The sequence below is a fragment of the Paenibacillus crassostreae genome (assembly GCF_001857945.1).
GTDB classification, from domain to species: domain Bacteria; phylum Bacillota; class Bacilli; order Paenibacillales; family Paenibacillaceae; genus Paenibacillus_AQ; species Paenibacillus_AQ crassostreae.
Map to the genome: position 1 here is coordinate 3501438 of NZ_CP017770.1, position 17570 is coordinate 3519007.

At 41.8% G+C, this 17570-nt stretch carries 17 protein-coding genes and 1 riboswitch; all 17 genes read left to right on the top strand.

The features are described from left to right. Window positions 1-57: 57 nt before the first annotated feature. The 17 genes from LPB68_RS16130 (at window position 58) to purH (ending at window position 17509) form a co-directional block, all read left to right on the top strand. Entirely contained in the window at window positions 58-795 is a 738-nt protein-coding gene (locus LPB68_RS16130; protein WP_068661001.1) for an acyl-[acyl-carrier-protein] thioesterase, read from the top strand. Between the two features lie 78 nt (window positions 796-873). Further along, window positions 874-1674 carry an MBL fold metallo-hydrolase gene (locus tag LPB68_RS16135; protein WP_335582297.1) on the top strand — a complete coding sequence of 267 codons (801 nt, stop codon included), beginning with the start codon at window positions 874-876 and terminating at the stop codon, window positions 1672-1674. A 39-nt stretch (window positions 1675-1713) separates the two neighbouring features. Then, complete coding sequence (locus LPB68_RS23165) at window positions 1714-1857, top strand: hypothetical protein (protein WP_198402182.1); 144 nt, start codon at window positions 1714-1716, stop codon at window positions 1855-1857. Between the two features lie 207 nt (window positions 1858-2064). After that, window positions 2065-4200 carry a DNA topoisomerase III gene (locus tag LPB68_RS16140; protein ID WP_068661027.1) on the top strand — a complete coding sequence of 712 codons (2136 nt, stop codon included), beginning with the start codon at window positions 2065-2067 and terminating at the stop codon, window positions 4198-4200. A gap of 112 nt (window positions 4201-4312) precedes the next feature. Then, on the top strand, window positions 4313-4576 hold the full coding sequence (locus tag LPB68_RS16145) for a DUF1294 domain-containing protein (protein WP_068661003.1): 264 nt from the start codon (window positions 4313-4315) through the stop codon (window positions 4574-4576). Between the two features lie 42 nt (window positions 4577-4618). After that, a complete protein-coding gene (locus LPB68_RS16150) occupies window positions 4619-5053 on the top strand; it encodes a universal stress protein (protein ID WP_068661004.1) in 435 nt (144 codons plus the stop codon). Window positions 5054-5235: 182 nt separating this feature from the next. Next, window positions 5236-5337, top strand: a riboswitch (purine riboswitch). 168 nt (window positions 5338-5505) lie between these two features. Then, entirely contained in the window at window positions 5506-5991 is a 486-nt protein-coding gene (purE, locus tag LPB68_RS16155) for a 5-(carboxyamino)imidazole ribonucleotide mutase (RefSeq protein ID WP_068661005.1), read from the top strand. Further along, a complete protein-coding gene (purK, locus tag LPB68_RS16160) occupies window positions 5988-7181 on the top strand; it encodes a 5-(carboxyamino)imidazole ribonucleotide synthase (protein WP_082865827.1) in 1194 nt (397 codons plus the stop codon). The genes purE and purK overlap by 4 nt, the downstream gene beginning before the upstream one ends. Window positions 7182-7187: 6 nt before the next feature. Then, window positions 7188-8483: an adenylosuccinate lyase gene (purB, locus tag LPB68_RS16165; RefSeq protein ID WP_068661006.1), complete on the top strand. Its 1296-nt coding sequence runs from the start codon at window positions 7188-7190 to the stop codon at window positions 8481-8483. A gap of 43 nt (window positions 8484-8526) precedes the next feature. Beyond that, the gene (locus LPB68_RS16170) at window positions 8527-9411 is read left to right on the top strand and encodes a phosphoribosylaminoimidazolesuccinocarboxamide synthase (RefSeq protein WP_068661007.1); all 885 of its coding nucleotides are present in this window, start codon (window positions 8527-8529) and stop codon (window positions 9409-9411) included. A gap of 39 nt (window positions 9412-9450) precedes the next feature. Next, window positions 9451-9696 carry a phosphoribosylformylglycinamidine synthase subunit PurS gene (purS, locus tag LPB68_RS16175; RefSeq protein ID WP_068661008.1) on the top strand — a complete coding sequence of 82 codons (246 nt, stop codon included), beginning with the start codon at window positions 9451-9453 and terminating at the stop codon, window positions 9694-9696. Between the two features lie 4 nt (window positions 9697-9700). Continuing rightward, window positions 9701-10390, top strand: coding sequence for a phosphoribosylformylglycinamidine synthase subunit PurQ (gene purQ, locus LPB68_RS16180; protein WP_068661009.1), 690 nt, complete (start codon window positions 9701-9703; stop codon window positions 10388-10390). Next, entirely contained in the window at window positions 10368-12611 is a 2244-nt protein-coding gene (gene purL / locus LPB68_RS16185; RefSeq protein ID WP_068661010.1) for a phosphoribosylformylglycinamidine synthase subunit PurL, read from the top strand. Before purQ ends, purL begins: the two co-directional genes overlap by 23 nt. Next, the gene (gene purF, locus LPB68_RS16190; protein WP_068661011.1) at window positions 12596-14104 is read left to right on the top strand and encodes an amidophosphoribosyltransferase; all 1509 of its coding nucleotides are present in this window, start codon (window positions 12596-12598) and stop codon (window positions 14102-14104) included. The genes purL and purF overlap by 16 nt, the downstream gene beginning before the upstream one ends. A 35-nt stretch (window positions 14105-14139) precedes the next feature. Further along, the gene (purM, locus tag LPB68_RS16195; protein ID WP_068661012.1) at window positions 14140-15180 is read left to right on the top strand and encodes a phosphoribosylformylglycinamidine cyclo-ligase; all 1041 of its coding nucleotides are present in this window, start codon (window positions 14140-14142) and stop codon (window positions 15178-15180) included. Then, on the top strand, window positions 15180-15800 hold the full coding sequence (gene purN / locus LPB68_RS16200) for a phosphoribosylglycinamide formyltransferase (RefSeq protein WP_068661013.1): 621 nt from the start codon (window positions 15180-15182) through the stop codon (window positions 15798-15800). Before purM ends, purN begins: the two co-directional genes overlap by 1 nt. Window positions 15801-15961: 161 nt before the next feature. Beyond that, entirely contained in the window at window positions 15962-17509 is a 1548-nt protein-coding gene (purH, locus tag LPB68_RS16205; RefSeq protein WP_068661014.1) for a bifunctional phosphoribosylaminoimidazolecarboxamide formyltransferase/IMP cyclohydrolase, read from the top strand. Window positions 17510-17570: the final 61 nt, after the last annotated feature.

Sequence of the window (17570 nt, forward strand, 5' to 3'; positions counted from 1 at the left end):
CTCTCGAGATTGTAACATCAGATATGAGAGAATTCATTTTTTAGGAGAATTTAACGCATGGGAAATATGTGGACAGAAGAACATCTTATTTATTCTAATGAAATAGATCATAAAGCGAATTGTCGATTATCCACTTTATTAAGTCTGATGCAACGTGCCGCTGATGGAAATGTAGAGCAAATGGGTGGTTCGCGTGATGAGATGCTATCTCGTAACATGGGGTGGATGCTGACAACGATTGATCTGACATGTCAAATAATTCCGAAATTTAATGATACGATAAAAATTTCGACATGGAACAAAGGGACTAAGGGTCCACTGTGGTTAAGAGATTATAAGATCTTAGATGAGAATAACCAAGAAATTGCAAAGGCATGTACATTGTGGGCTCTTGTAGATATTGTTAAGCGAAAAGTGCTTAGACCATCAGCGTATCCGTTTGACATCCATTCCAATCTTGAAGATTCAGCCGGATCTATTCCTGATAAAATGACTATTGCAGACGATATATTGCTGCATGACGCATATTCTATAACTGTAAGATATAGTGGCATTGATAGTAATGGACACTTGAATAATGCTCGATATGCAGATATATGTATGGATGCTTTAACGGTAGAGGAATTGGACAATATGACTATCCAAGGTTTTAAAATTTCGTATCATCACGAAGCCAAAATGGGGGAAGAGATTCATATTCTTCGTTCTGATGTCATAGAGGGTATGATCTACTTCAAGGGACAATCAACGGAGGGTTCCTGTTATTTCGACGCATGTCTGCGGATTCAAGAATAGGAGAAAGTTTTAATGGAGAAGATACCTTCATCATTATGTATTACATGGAGGTGATTTTTTATTGACACTCATCATTTATTGATTTCTGGTTCGATTGATACTGAAGTCATTCTTCCAGATATTGCATATATGAGGACATATATCGCTAATGTATGTTTCGTAGGGGATCCTGTGAGTGGACATTGGATGTTGGTAGATACTGGAGTTGCAACATGCGGAGATGATATAAAGAAGTATGCTGATGCAAGATTTGGTCGTCCGCCAATTCATATTCTCCTAACCCATGGACATTTCGATCATGTTGGTAATGTCATCGCGCTTGCAGATTACTGGGATGTTCCTATTTATGCACATAAGAATGAACTTCCATTTTTGACTGGGCAACAAGATTACCCTCCAGGAGATTCTACAGTAGGGGGTGGTATTATGGCGGTTGTGGCTCCTATGTATCCGCACAAAGCAATTGATCTGCAGAATAGAATTCATCCTTTACCGGCTGACGGAATTATTCCTGAAATGGATGAATGGCGTTATATTCTAACACCGGGGCATACACCTGGACATATATCATTGTTAAGAGATAGAGATAAAGTGCTAATCGCAGGGGATGCCTTTATAACCGTCAAACAAGAATCTGCACTTGCCGTCATGCAACAGGAGAAAGAAATTCACGGTCCTCCTACGTACTTCACTCCAGATTGGGATACAGCCAAAGATTCAATTGTACGCTTAGCAAAATTACCTATAGCACTAGCAATAACGGGGCATGGAGTTCCCATGTCTGGAGAAGAACTTACCGAAGGACTTCAACTACTAGCTCAAAACTTTGATAGCCAAGCAATCCCCGAACAAGGAAGATATGTGAATGAAAAGGAATAACTTGCAGAATTAGAGGCAAGATATTGGAGAGGTGATTGCATGCGAAATGATAAATCGTTGAAATCCAATTCCAATGTTCAGCGAAATAAAGCAAGTCTAAAACAAGAGTCAACGTCACTTTCCCCTGACAAATCTAAAGAGTATCCAGCAAGTCTAAATGGAATCTCTAAAACAGAATCGTAAGTTGAAACTATTTCATTTCGGCAGAAACGGCAATACCGTCCTTGGAAAAGGACGGTATTGCCGTTTCTGCTTATATTTCTCGCTTAAACACTTACCGTCCTTATAAGGACGCCGAAGGCGTTTATACTTGATAGGAGTTGTTTTACTGTAGAGCTAGGATTCAATGTTATAATAATGAAGAATATTGTAAATAGAAAGGTGCAAATGATGAAATCATTAATATTAGCAGAAAAACCATCCGTTGCTCGTGAAATTGCTCGGGTAATGGGGAGTAAAGAAAAGCATAAAGGATATTTCGAGGGACCTAAATACATTGTAACTTGGGCACTAGGACATCTAGTCGGCTTAGCGGAGCCAGAAGATTATGATCATAAATTTGCATCTTGGAACTTAGAGGATTTACCCATTCTTCCAGAATCCATGAAGTTGAAAGTGCTAAGGGAGACAAGTCAGCAATTTAAGGTGGTTCAGCAGCAGGCAAGACGTCAAGACGTTAGCGACTTAATTGTCGCGACGGATGCTGCACGTGAAGGGGAATTGTTAGCACGGTGGATCATGAACATGATCAAATGGAATAAGCCTTTTCAACGTTTGTGGATTTCTTCGCAGACAGATAAAGCAATTAAAGAAGGTTTCGCGACATTGAAGCCAGGGCGTCAATTCGATCGTTTATATGAATCTGCACGCTGTCGAGCTGAAGCGGACTGGATGATTGGCTTGAATATTACAAGAGCGCTGACTTGTAAGTTCAATGCACAGCTATCGGCAGGGCGAGTGCAGACACCATCTCTTGGAATGATTATGGATCGTGAGAAAGAAATTATAAATTTTCGTTCAGAAGAGTATGATACGCTTTCTGGTGATTTAGGGAATTTCACAGCAACGTGGAGAGATAGTCGTGGCGATGCTCGAATGTTCGATCGGACACTAGCTGAAGTCCTACAGAATAAATTACAAGGTAAGACGGGAGTAATAGATAAGGTTAAAAAGTCAGAAAAGGTAGAACCTCATCCGCTGGCGTATGATCTTACTGAACTTCAGCGAGATGCGAATAGACGCTTCGGATTCTCAGCTAAACAGACTTCAAATGTACTACAACGACTCTATGAACAGTATAAACTAGTCACATACCCGAGAACGGATAGTCGCTATTTAACTTCAGATATGACAGGAACTTTCAAGGAACGGCTAGAAAGTGTAGCGGTTGGACCATACGCAACATTAGCGCGGCCATTATTACGCAAGAATCTAACTATCACGAAACGAATCGTAGATGATAGCAAAGTTAGTGATCATCACGCCATTATTCCTACTGAAGAGACGGTTTTATTGAACTTACTTAATGCAGATGAACGGAAACTTTATGATCTTATTGTGCGTCGGTTCATAAGTTTGTTCTACCCACCTGCTCGTTATGATGATGTTGTTGTTAGTGTAAAAGTGGAGGATGAGTTCCTTCATACGAAAGGAACAACAGTTAAAGAGATCGGTTGGCGTGAAGTATATGGTGGTGGAGACGTAGCGGATGATGCGGATGATGATGATTCTTTAGATCAGCAGGATAGTCGATCTGTATTACCTGAATTACAAGTTGGAGATTCTGTAAAAGTAAACCGTTGTACTGTTCGTCCAGGTCGCACGTTACCACCCAAACGGTACACAGAAGCGCTGCTCTTATCTCAAATGGAGAAGTATGGATTAGGAACACCGGCTACCCGTGCAGATATTATTGAAAAACTGGTATCATCGGATACGATTGAGCGTAAGGGAAACATTCTACATCCTACGGGAAAAGGGAAACAATTGATTGAATTGGTATCTCCACAGCTTCGCACCCCAGATTTAACAGCTAAATGGGAATCAGAGCTTGAGAAGATTGCTCGTGGTGATGGAAGCCCTGATTTATTCCTTAAAGGTATTCGTAGTATGTCGAAGGAATTAATCGCAGGTGTAAAAGGGAGTTCCGTGGAATATAAGCCTCATAATGTATCTAATAGTCACTGCCCGGAATGCAACACTCGGCTATTAGAAAAGAAGAATAAACGTGGTACCTTACTCATCTGTCCAAAAGAAGATTGTGGTTATCGCCGCTCGGCTGAGAAAAGATTATCAAATCGCCGTTGTCCACAATGCCATAAGAAAATGGAAATGAAAGAAGGAAAGGCTGGGCTATATGTGCAATGCCTTACTTGCGGAATTACTGAGACTGTAAATAAAGATAACAAACATATCAATAAACGTGAAGAGCGGAAGTTGGTAGATAAATTCACGAAGCAAGAAACGGTAGGTTCTAACTTAGGTGACATCCTGAAGGCAGCTTTAGAACAGAAGAACAAGGGGTAGGAGAAATTAAGTGCACACATTGAAAGATGCTTTATTGTTTCCTACGGATGATAGATTTATAATAGTATTGTAAGGAATTGAAGTGTGATTAAAGAGGGGGGGCATGTAGCAGATGGGAACTGCACTATGGATTTGGTTTATTTTCATAAACATGGTGGGTTATCTGGTCATGTCTGAAGACAAGAAGAGAGCCCAGAAGAGGCGAGATCGCGTACCAGAGAGAACACTTTTCCTGTTAGCAGCAATAGGAGGAGCGTTGGGTGTTATCATTGCGATGTATCGCAAACGGCATAAGACGAAGCATGTAAGCTTCCGAATTGGGATTCCCATTCTACTCTTTATGAACGCTGTTTTGTATGGATATTTTATGATTTAGCTAGTTCAAATTATTCTCATTCATCAGAAAGAGGTGTGGAACATGCTATTTTCTAACATTTTAGTAGCTTATGATGGTTCTAAAGCATCGAAGAAGGCACTGGATCACGCAATTGCATTAACACAAGCAGAACCAAACGCAAAGATTACAGTTATTCATGTTTTTGGTTTTCCACGTGCGTATTTTGGTGAAGCATATGCCGCGATTCCATCTACGGTGACAAAGGATTATTATGATTTATCTGAACAAACCGTACAAGAAGCGAAGGATACCCTACAAGCTGCTGGTGTATCAGGAACCGTTGAAATGATTCAGGGTGCTCCTGCTGATGTCGTACTTGAGTATTCCAAAAAGAACCAATGTGATGTTATCGTTATTGGTAGTCGTGGACTTGGAACTATTCGTTCATATGTCCTTGGAAGTGTCAGTCATAATGTCGTGCAACAAGCTCGAGTTCCAGTACTCGTAGTTAAATAAGTAGTTATGTTCAAGCCAGCCCATCTGTTTAATCAGAAGGTGCTGGCTTTATATATCTATAGTGAAATATGTGAAAAGACGAACAAAATATTTTCATTATGATTAAATGTTCGTGTTTTAGTTGACATAGGGTGATATAGATTGTTAAACTAAGCAAGTGAAATAAGAAATTATTATATTATATATTATTCATATAGATATCTCGTATAAGTCTGGGAATATGGCCCGGAAGTCTCTACCTGAACACCGTTAATGTTCGGACTACGAGGGAATACTACCTAAACCTTGAAATGATAGTACGCAGGGTTGGGTTCTAATGTCGGAAGACAAACGGACTGATGTATTCCTTCCATAGGTCCGGATCCTGAAAATAGAAGTATTTTCTTAGGGTACCGGATCTTTTGTATCAATAAAAATAATGAAATGAATTGTAGGGAAAGTAGGTTGAAGTTATGTTACCAGAGGTCGCTGTTATTATGGGCAGTAAATCGGATTGGGAGACGATGCAGTTCGCTTGTCAAATGCTAGATGAGCTTCAAATCAATTATGAGAAAAAGGTAGTCTCAGCTCACCGTACACCTGATCTAATGTTTACCTATGCAGAAGAAGCTGCTGGACGGGGGATTCGGGTTATTATAGCTGGAGCAGGGGGGGCCGCGCATCTTCCCGGTATGGTAGCTGCGAAGACGCTCATTCCCGTGATCGGAGTACCGGTGCAATCCAAGGCATTGAATGGTCTAGATTCATTACTCTCCATTGTGCAGATGCCTGGAGGAATACCTGTAGCAACAGTCGCCATTGGTAAAGCAGGTGCAACCAATGCAGGCTTACTCGCAGCTCAGATCATTGGTGCATTTTATCCGGAAGTTCAGAAGCGTGTGCAGCTTCGTAGGGATGCTATAAGAGATGAAGTGTTAGAAAGTAGTGATGATCTATGAGTTATAGATTAGATGAAGATCAAGTTCAGTCTAATGATATGCCAAGAACTTTGCTCCCAGGTAGCACAATTGGTATTCTAGGTGGCGGACAATTGGGACGAATGATATCTCTAGCGGGTATTGCAATGGGATATCGATTTATAACGCTTGATCCAACGGTACAGTCTCCGAGTAGTGAAGTGGCTAAGCAGATTGTCGCTGAATACAACGATGTGGATGCTGCGCATGAATTAGCTCAAGCTTCGGATGTTATTACGTACGAATTTGAGAATGTGGATGCAGGCGTAGCGGAAATGCTAGTGAAGCAATCCTACGTACCTCAAGGAAGTACACTATTGTACACGACACAACATCGTTTACGTGAGAAGAGAGCTATAGAAGCAGCGGGTGTTCCGGTAGCGCCTTATCGGGTCATTGATGGAATGGATAGTCTGCAGCATGCGATAGAAGAGTTAGGTTATCCATCGGTGTTGAAGACGGTCACAGGAGGCTATGACGGTAAAGGACAAGTTGTCATTCGTAATGTAGATCAACTGGAAGCTTCTTATACGGAACTTGCAGCTCATGGACGGGAATTGGTGTTAGAGCAATTTATTCCTTTCCAGTGCGAGGTATCAGTTATTACAGCTCGTAGTCCTAATGGTGAAGTGAAGAGTTTTCCTATATCAGAGAATATTCATATCAATAACATCCTTCATTTATCAATTGTGCCTGCTAGAATATCTACACAAGTGCAGAATGAAGCTAGGCGGCTTGCTGAGGCAGTCGCGACGAGCATGGGTGCTGTTGGACTGCTAGCTGTTGAAATGTTCGTTACTGAAGATGGAACATTATATGTCAATGAGTTGGCTCCACGTCCTCATAATTCAGGACATTACACGATGGAAGCTTGTATGACTTCACAATTCGAACAACATGTGCGCGCTATATGTAATCTTCCATTGGGAGATACAACATTATTAACTCCTGTAGTTATGGTTAATGTTCTTGGGCAACATATGGAATCCGTAGTCCAGAGAGTCGGAGAGTTAGATCAAGTTGCGTTTGAGTTAGGCATTGTTCCTAAACTTCATTTATATGGTAAGACGGAGAGTAAGCATAATCGTAAAATGGGTCATATCAACTTGCTATGTAAAGATGTGCAGGATGGATTGGAATGGGTAGAACAAACAAATATTTGGAGGCTGTGAAAACATATGATAGAACGTTATAGTAGACCGGAAATGCGGGCAATTTGGACGGAAGAGAACAAATTTAATTCGTGGCTAGAAGTAGAACTATGTGCTTGTGAAGCGTGGGCTGAATTGGGAGTTATTCCGAAGGAAGATACGATATTACTTCGCCAGAATGCCAAGTTTGATATTGCTCGAATTAATGAGATTGAACTGGAAACACGTCATGATGTGATCGCTTTTACTCGTTCCGTGTCTGAAAGTCTTGGACAAGAACGTAAATGGGTTCATTACGGTCTAACTTCTACCGATGTTGTTGACACTGCACTCGGATATGTATTACTTCAAGCTAATGAGATCCTTGAGAAGGATATTGAGAATTTCATAGAAATTCTGAAAGATAAAGCTATTGCTTATAAAGATACTCCGATGATGGGGAGAACACATGGGGTACATGCTGAACCAACGACATTTGGTCTGAAGATGGCTTTGTGGTACGAGGAAATGAAGCGTAATTTAGAACGTTTTCGTCATGCAGCATATGGTGTACAGTTCGGTAAAATCTCTGGGGCTGTGGGAACATACGCGAACATCGACCCATTTGTAGAACAATTCGTATGTCAGAAGTTAGGTACGACAGCAGCACCGATCTCGACTCAAACGTTACAACGTGATCGTCATGCCGAATACATGGCAACATTAGCTTTGATCGCTACGTCTTTGGACAAGTTCGCTACTGAAATTCGCGCGTTACAAAAGAGTGAAGTTCGCGAGGTGGAGGAAGCTTTCGCAAAAGGTCAAAAGGGATCATCTGCTATGCCACATAAACGTAATCCGATTGGTTGTGAGAATATTTCAGGCCTATCACGTGTAATTCGTGGTCATATGTTGACAGCCTATGAAGATGTAACGCTATGGCATGAACGCGATATATCACATTCTTCAGTGGAAAGAATTATTTTACCGGATGCGACAATGTTATTGAATTATATGCTGAACCGTTTCGGTAATATTGTGAAGAACTTAACCGTTTTCCCAGATAATATGAAACGCAATATGGCTCGTACTTTCGGGGTGCCGTTCTCTGGACGCGTGATGACGAAGCTGATTGATAAAGGATTTAGCCGTGAACAAGCCTATGATACCGTTCAACCTCGCGCGATGCAGGCTTGGGAAGAACAACGCCAATTCCGTGATATTATCGAATCTACACCAGAAATTACAGAAGTACTCAATAATGAAGAAATTGAGGATGCTTTCAATCCAAGCTGGCATTTGAAACATGTAGATACTATATTCACGAAGCTAGGCTTAATTTGAGGTTCTAGATTAGGTAATTTACTGGAAGTGAGGGGGAATGGTCATGACATCAACGGCTATATCTACTGCTGTGGAACTTGTTAACGCACCATTGTTGTATAAAGGGAAGGTACGCGAGCTTTATGATTTAGGAGAGCATGTTCTAATCGTAGTGACGGATCTCATTTCTGCCTTCGATTATGTTCTTGATCCACCTGTTCCTGATAAGGGTAATGTCCTTAACCAGTTAAGTGCATACTGGTTCGAACAGACAGCTGATCTGATGAAGAATCATGTTGTCCATACAGATGTTGAACAGCTTGGAGATCTCATCAATGATAAAGAACGATTGAAGAATCGTATCATGGTTGTTCGTAAGGCAGAACGTATTGATATTGAATGCGTGGTACGTGGCTATATTACAGGTGGCGGTTGGCGACAATATCAAGAGAACGGTGAAGTGAATGGCATAAAGCTTCGTGAAGGCATGCGTAAGAATGAAGCTTTTGAACAGCCTATTTTTACACCAGCGGCTAAGAATGATGTTGGACATGATGAGGATATCTCCTTCGACACGATGAAACAACTCGTTGGTGAAGAGATTGCGCTTGAATTGCAAGAACGAAGTTTGAAGTTGTATAGCTTCGCGCGTGAGTATTGTGATCAACGGGGAATTATTCTAGCTGATTGTAAGTTCGAGTTTGGATTGCTTGATGGTGATGTCATTCTCATTGATGAGATATTTACGCCAGACTCTTCCCGTTTCTGGGCGAAAGAGAAGTATGAATTGGATATAGAGATCGACAGCATGGACAAAGAACCTGTGCGGTCATACCTCGCTTCGTCGTCTTGGGACAAGAATAGTAAACCTGATCGACTTCCGCAAGAAGTAGTAGAAGAGACAACAAGACGGTATTTGGACATTTATCAGCGATTAACGCAATCGTAACATTACATGGATACCCATTCTGAGGAGGAACTTTGAATCATGATTAAAGCTACAGTATATGTCACTATTAAAAAAGGTGTTTTGGATCCCCAAGGTGTCGCTGTTCAAGGAGCGCTTCATTCGATAGGATTCCAAGAAGTAGAAAGCCTTCGTATTGGTAAATATATTGAAATAAATCTAGATATGGATGACCGTGCTGCAGCTGAAGTACAATTGAAGGCTATGTGTGAGAAATTACTAGCCAATACGGTAGTCGAGGATTACCGTTACGAATTGGAGGCCTAACAACATGAAATTTGCTGTCTTAGTCTTTCCAGGATCCAATTGTGATATTGACTGTTACAAAGCGGTAGAAGATACGGTTGGTGAGTCTGTTGATTATGTATGGCACACTGCAACTGATCTTTCAGCTTACGATTGCATTATTGTTCCTGGTGGATTTTCTTATGGTGATTACTTACGGTGCGGCGCGATTTCGCGGTTTGCACCTGTCATGGCTGAGGTAGCTAAGGCTGCTGAACAAGGGAAGTTCATTCTTGGGATTTGTAATGGTTTCCAGATTCTTACAGAAGCGAATTTATTACCAGGTGCACTTCGTCGTAACATGTCGATGAAATTCCGTTGTCATGATACAAAGTTGACTGTGGTTAATAATGAAACTCCTTTTACACGTGAATATCGTAAGAATGAGGAAATTATCATTCCAATCGCTCATGGTGAAGGGAACTACTATTGTGATGAAGAGACGCTTGAGAAGTTGAAAGCAAACCACCAAATTGTATTCACTTACGGAGATAACCCAAATGGTTCAATAGAAGATATAGCAGGAATATGTAATGAAAAAGGTAATGTTATTGGTATGATGCCCCATCCAGAGCGAGCAGTAGATACTCTATTGGGTTCGGAAGATGGTAAACGTATGTTCACATCAATATTGAAGTCTTGGAGGGATACACATGACACAGCAAGTGTCCGCTAAAGAACCGACTGCAGAACAAATTGCGGAGCAACGAATATATCAACAGATGGGCGTGTCGGAGAGCGAGTACGATTTGATCTGTGGGTTCATGGGTCGTAAACCTAATTATACTGAAATTGGCGTGTTCAGCGTGATGTGGTCAGAGCATTGTGCATATAAGAATTCGAAACCATTACTTCGTCGTTTTCCAACGACTGGACCACGTGTTCTAATGGGACCTGGTGAAGGTGCAGGTATTGTAGATATCGGCGATAATCAAGCGGTTGTGTTCAAAATTGAAAGTCATAATCACCCATCAGCGGTAGAACCTTATCAAGGTGCAGCAACAGGGGTAGGCGGAATTATTCGTGATATTTTCTCCATGGGTGCAAGACCCATCGCTACTTTGAATTCCTTGCGTTTCGGAAAGCTTGAAAGTGATCGTGTGAAATATTTGTTCGAGCATGTCGTTTCTGGTATTGCTGGATACGGTAACTGTATCGGTATTCCAACGGTGGGCGGAGAAGTAGTATTCGATGAAAGTTATGAAGGTAATCCGCTTGTAAATGCAATGTGTGTAGGTCTTATCGACCATGATAAAATCCAACGCGGTGTGGCAAAGGGTGTAGGTAACCCAGTATTCTATGTGGGACCTCCAACGGGTCGTGATGGGATTCACGGTGCTACATTCGCATCGATTGAACTTAGTGAAGAATCTGAAGCTAATCGTACTGCTGTTCAGGTAGGCGATCCATTCATGGAAAAGCTAGTGATGGAATCATGTCTAGAACTCATTGATAGTGGTATCGTACTTGGGATTCAAGATATGGGTGCCGCAGGATTAACATGTTCTAGTGCGGAGATGGCAAGTAAAGCAGGTAACGGTCTTGAATTGTACTTGGATCAAGTTCCTCAACGTGAAGAAGGTATGACACCTTACGAAATGATGCTCTCAGAATCACAAGAACGTATGCTATTCGTTGTTGAACCTAAGGACGAGGCGCAAGCTCAAGAAATCTTCGATCGTTGGGGTGTTATCTGTGCCAAAGTCGGAAAGGTAACGGATGATGGACGTCTGAAACTTCTACATCATGGCGATGTTGTTGGCGATATGCCTGTTACGGCTTTAGTCGATGAATGCCCGGTATATGACAAACCATCTTCAGTTCCAGCGTATTATGTAAATAGTGATAAAATTGATACCCTTCGCTATGACGAAGTAACCGATCTTGGAGGAGCATTGAGTAAAATTCTATCCTCTCCAAGTGTGGCGAGCAAAGCTTGGGTATATGATCAATATGATTATATGGTACGTACAAGCACGGCTGTTCGTCCTGGTTCTGATGCAGCTGTCGTTACGATTCGTGGTACACGAAAGGGTCTTGCCATGACAACGGACTGTAATGGTCGTTATGTATATCTTGATCCAGAAGTGGGAGGTAAGATCGCAGTCAGTGAAGCGGCAAGAAACATTGTTTGTTCAGGAGCTGAGCCGTTAGCTATTACAGATAACCTAAACTTTGGTAATCCAGAGAAACCAGAAATTTTCTGGCAAATGGAACAGGCTGTTGATGGAATGGCAGAAGCTTGTAGTGAACTGAATACGCCGGTTATTGGTGGGAATGTCAGTCTGTATAATGAGAATGCAGCTGGAGCCATCTACCCAACACCAGTTGTAGGGATGGTAGGTCTGGTACATGACACGGATCATATTACAACGCAAAGCTTTAAGAAAGAGGGAGACGTTATTCTTCTTCTCGGTCAGACCTTCGCTGAACTTGGAGGTAGTGAATTCCAGACTGTTCTGCATGGTGTAGCAGAGGGTCGTCCTCCGGTTCTAGATCTTCAAGTGGAGAAGAAGTTACTATCCTCTGTACTCGGTGCGATTCAAGGTGGATTAGTTCAATCCGCACATGATTTATCTGAAGGTGGACTAGCCGTAGCAATTGCTGAGTCCTGTATTAGTGGTAGCCTAGGTGCACAAATCAATATCACGACAGAACTTCGTTCAGATATTGCGCTATTTAGTGAGAGTCAATCCCGTATTCTATTATCTGCAACACCTGACCAAGCAGGACAACTGAAGAGTTATATTGAGGAACAGGGTGTTCCAGTAGTAACGATCGGTACTGTAAAGAATAGCAACCTAAACATTAGTATTAACGGACTGAACGCTGTGAATGAATCTGTCGATTCCTTGAAGCAGGTTTGGAAGGATGCGATTCCATGTCTCATGAATTAAAATCTGCTCAAGTACCATTAGATAACTCGACTGATCTTCCTTTGTGGACAGGAGATTTTTATAATGAGGGTACGGGCAGTAGTGATATTTTTGATACGTTAAAAGAAGAATGTGGAGTCTTCGGAGTGTTTGGTCATTCGGAGGCTGCCTCACTCTCCTATTATGGATTACATGCATTACAGCATCGTGGCGAAGAAAGTTGCGGGATCTGTGTAGCAGATGGCAAGGAATTCAACTATCATCGTGGCATGGGTCTGGTTAAGGAAGTATTCGATAAAGACATCATGGCTACTTTGGTAGGGGATGTATCGATTGGACATGTCCGTTATGCAACCAGTGGCGACAGCCGGCTTGCGAATGCACAGCCACTCGTATTTAAATACCGTGATGGTAATTTAGCTATTGCAACGAATGGGAATATCGTGAATGCACCACAAATACGACGTGAGTTAGAAGAAGGCGGCTCCATATTCCAGACCACAAGTGATACTGAAGTGGTTGCCCATCTAATTGCACGTTCATCTAAGGATGTCGTGGAGGCTGCTAAAGATGCCCTTCAACGTATTGTAGGCGGATTCGCATTCCTCATCATGACGAATGATAAGTTACTTGTAGCTTCAGACCCACATGGACTTCGACCGATTACTATGGGGCGGCTAGGTAACTCATATATATTTGCTTCAGAGACTTGTGCACTTGAGGTCATTGGGGCTGAATTAATACGTGATATTCAACCGGGTGAATTGTTGATTCTTGATGAAGATGGGTTGAAGGAAGATCGTTTCACAGAACCACAGCGTAAAGCTTTATGTGCTATGGAATATATCTACTTTGCTCGTCCTGATAGTGATCTCAATGGATCCAATCTACATGCTTCGCGTAAACGTATGGGAAGTCGAATGGCGTTGGAGGCTTTCGTCGATGCGGATATGGTTACAGGGGTACCGGATTCTAGTATTTCAGCAGCCATTGGATATGCAGAACAGACAGGAATCCCTTACGAATTAGGGTTAATCAAGAATAAATATACGGGTCGAACCTTTATTCAGCCAAGCCAGGAGTTACGGGAACAAGGGGTCAAAATGAAATTAAGTGCTGTTCGTCGAGTTGTTGAAGGACAACGTGTTGTGATGATAGATGATTCTATCGTTAGAGGTACGACAAGCCGGCGTATTGTTAACTTGTTGCGTGAAGCGGGAGCTACGGAAGTACATGTACGAATTACTTCACCGCCTTTCAAAAATCCATGTTTCTATGGGATTGACACGCCTAATCGCGAAGATTTCATTGCTCATAACAAAACCATCGATGAAATATGTCAAGAAATCAATGCCGATTCACTAGCTTTTCTTAGTCCTGAAGGGCTCATTGGTGCCATAGGTGGAGATAATGCGAATGATCATAATGGCGGATTATGCCTCGCTTGCTTCAATAATGAGTATCCAACTACGCTAGACTTCGGTGGAGAAGAAAAAGGTGGATGTGGTTGTTAAGAGATTAGCCAATTCTGGAAGGAGTGTTGTTACAAGTGTCTGAGGCATACAAAAGTGCAGGAGTAGATATTGCAGCGGGAAATGAAGCAGTCGAACGGATGAAGAAACATGTGAAACGGACATTACGTCCAGAAGTGATGACCGATCTTGGGGGATTTGGTGCCTTATTCAATTTGAATAAGGATAAATATGATGAACCTGTGTTGGTATCCGGTACGGATGGTGTGGGTACGAAGTTGAAGATTGCCTTTGCTATGGATAAACACGACACGATTGGAATTGATGCTGTAGCGATGTGCGTGAATGATATCATTGTACAAGGAGCAGAACCGCTCTTTTTCCTAGATTACCTTGCATGTGACAAAGTTCTGCCAGAGAAAATAGAAGCAATCGTAGCTGGAATTGCTGAAGGTTGTCATCAGTCAGGTTGTGCATTGATTGGTGGCGAGACTGCGGAAATGCCTGGGATGTATTCGGAAGGTGAATATGATATTGCGGGATTCACAGTAGGTATTGTGGATAAGAAGAATATCATTAACGGATCGACAATCTCACCTGGGGACATTGTGATAGGACTGGCTTCTAGTGGTGTACACAGCAATGGATTCTCATTAGTACGGAAGCTACTTCTTGAACAAGCAGGATATAATTTACATGATGAAATCACAGAACTAGGTGGGAAATTAGGAGACACATTACTGATCCCTACGAAGATTTATGTGAAGTCTTTGCTTGCTCTTATTGAAAAAGTGAATGTTAAAGGTATGGCTCATATTACAGGTGGTGGATTCATTGAGAATATACCACGTATGCTACCTGATAACGTTAATGTAAATATTGATTATGGATCATGGCCGATTCTACCGATCTTCGAATTAATGCAGAAGCAAGGTGGGATTTCTAATCGGGATATGTTCACAACCTTCAATATGGGGATTGGATTAGTATTGGTCGTAAATCAGAAGGATGCTTCAGAAGCATTGCGCGTATTGCAAAGCCATGGGGAAGCAGCTTTTGTTATTGGTCATGTCGATGAAGGAGAATCCATCGTTACTTTCTCTGGGGCTGACGTATAATGAGTCATTATCGTATTGCTGTATTTGCTTCTGGAACAGGTAGTAATTTTCAAACACTTGTAGATGCTGGGAAAGCAGGACTTCTTGGTGGTGCAAAGGTAGAATTGCTGGTCTGCGACAAGCCGAATGCGCCTGTCGTTCAACGGGCTCATGATGCAGGGGTACCGGTTCATGTATTCACGCCTAAATCCTATGCTTCACGCGAAGCCTATGAGATAGAGATCGTGGGGCAATTAGAAACTTTAAATATAGAGTTAGTTGTGTTAGCAGGTTATATGCGTCTGTTGACAACTGTGATGGTAGAGAAATATGCGGGTCGTCTCATCAACATTCATCCATCCTTATTGCCATCTTTTCCAGGCACAAATGCTATTCTACAAGCACTGAATTATGGTGTGAAACTAACGGGTGCTACAGTGCATTTCGTTGATGGTGGAATGGATACAGGCCCTATTATAGCTCAGCAGAGTATCGAAATTGAGTCTAATGCTACAGTAGAATCACTTTCCCAGAACATTCATGATATTGAACGGGAACTATATCCCCGTGTTGTGACATGGTTTGCAGAAGGACGTGTTCGATTGATGGATAGACAGGTTACGATCATTTCGAATAGCTAATGATGATGATTGATAACATGTGTTGTGATTACAGATATTTCGATATTTCTTGGGAAATATCGTTTTAGAATCGTAAGTTGTGTTATATCATGACGGATTGTTAAATGAAGTGCATCAAGGCTTGATCTGACAATCCTCACATATAAAGGAGGATCCAATTCGTGAGTATAAAAAGAGCGTTAGTCAGCGTATCAGATAAACAAGGTATCGTGGATTTTTGCCGCGAGCTGTCTGCATTAGGTGTGGAAATCATTTCGACAGGTGGAACAAGCAGCTTACTTGCTAAAGAAGGCGTTCCAGTTACCGGAATTTCAGAAGTTACAGGGTTCCCAGAAATCATGGATGGACGTGTCAAGACACTTCATCCAGCAGTACACAGTGGATTATTAGCTGTTCGTGATAATGTGGAACATCAACAACAGATGAAGGAATTGGACCTCGGATATATCGACCTTGTTGTTGTTAACTTGTATCCTTTTCAAGAAACCATTGCAAAACCAGACGTATCCTATGAAGAAGCTATTGAGAACATTGATATCGGTGGACCTACTATGCTTCGTTCAGGAGCCAAGAACCATGCCTTTGTAAGTGTGGTTGTAGATTCAAGCGATTATAGTGCAGTGCTTGAGGAAATCCGTAAGGATGGAGATACAACATTGGAAACACGCAAACGACTTGCTGCAAAAGTCTTCCGTCATACAGCGGCTTATGATGCCCTTATCTCTGATTATCTGTCGAATGTTACTGGAGATCCATTGCCTGAACGCCTGACTGTGACCTATGAGAAAATTCAAGATCTACGATACGGTGAAAATCCTCATCAAAAAGCAGCATTTTACCGTAAGCCACTAGCACCTCAAGGGACATTAACTACTGCCGAACAGTTACATGGTAAGGAGTTATCTTATAACAATATCAATGACGCTAACGCTGCTCTCCAAATTGTGAAGGAATTTGATGAACCTGCGGTTGTTGCTGTTAAACATATGAATCCATGTGGCGTCGGCACAGGAAGTAATGTATATGAAGCATATCAAAAAGCGTATAATGCTGATCCAACTTCTATCTTTGGGGGGATTGTTGCAGCTAACCGGACGATTGATGCGGCAACTGCAGAACTTCTAAAAGAAATTTTCTTAGAAATTGTTCTAGCACCTGATTTCACGCCTGAAGCACTTGAAATTCTTACGAAGAAGAAGAACATTCGTCTGTTAAGAATGGGTGAATTCGGCTCGGCGAAAGAACGTAACAGTCAATTCTTATTTACATCCATTGATGGTGGTATGGTTGTTCAAGAGAGTGATATTCATTCTGTTGATACTTCAGATTTGAAGGTCGTTACAGATCGTCAACCAACAGAGGATGAATTAAAGCAACTGTTGTTCGGATGGAAAGTAGTTAAGCACGTGAAGTCTAATGCGATTGTACTGGCAGCAGATAATATGACAGTTGGTGTAGGTGCAGGACAGATGAATCGTGTAGGATCAGCGAAGATCGCGATTGAACAAGCGGGAGATAAGGCTAAAGGTTCGGTGCTAGCATCCGATGCATTCTTCCCAATGGGAGATACAGTTGAATTCGCGGCTAAAGCTGGAATTACAGCTATAATTCAACCTGGTGGCTCGATTAAAGATGAAGAGTCCATTAAAATAGCGAATGAAAATGGGATTGCGATGGTATTCACAGGAGTTCGTCACTTTAAACATTAGTATAGGTGAAATTATTCGTCTTTAACGTTAAGAATCAGATGTTTCTAATTTGAAAATAGGT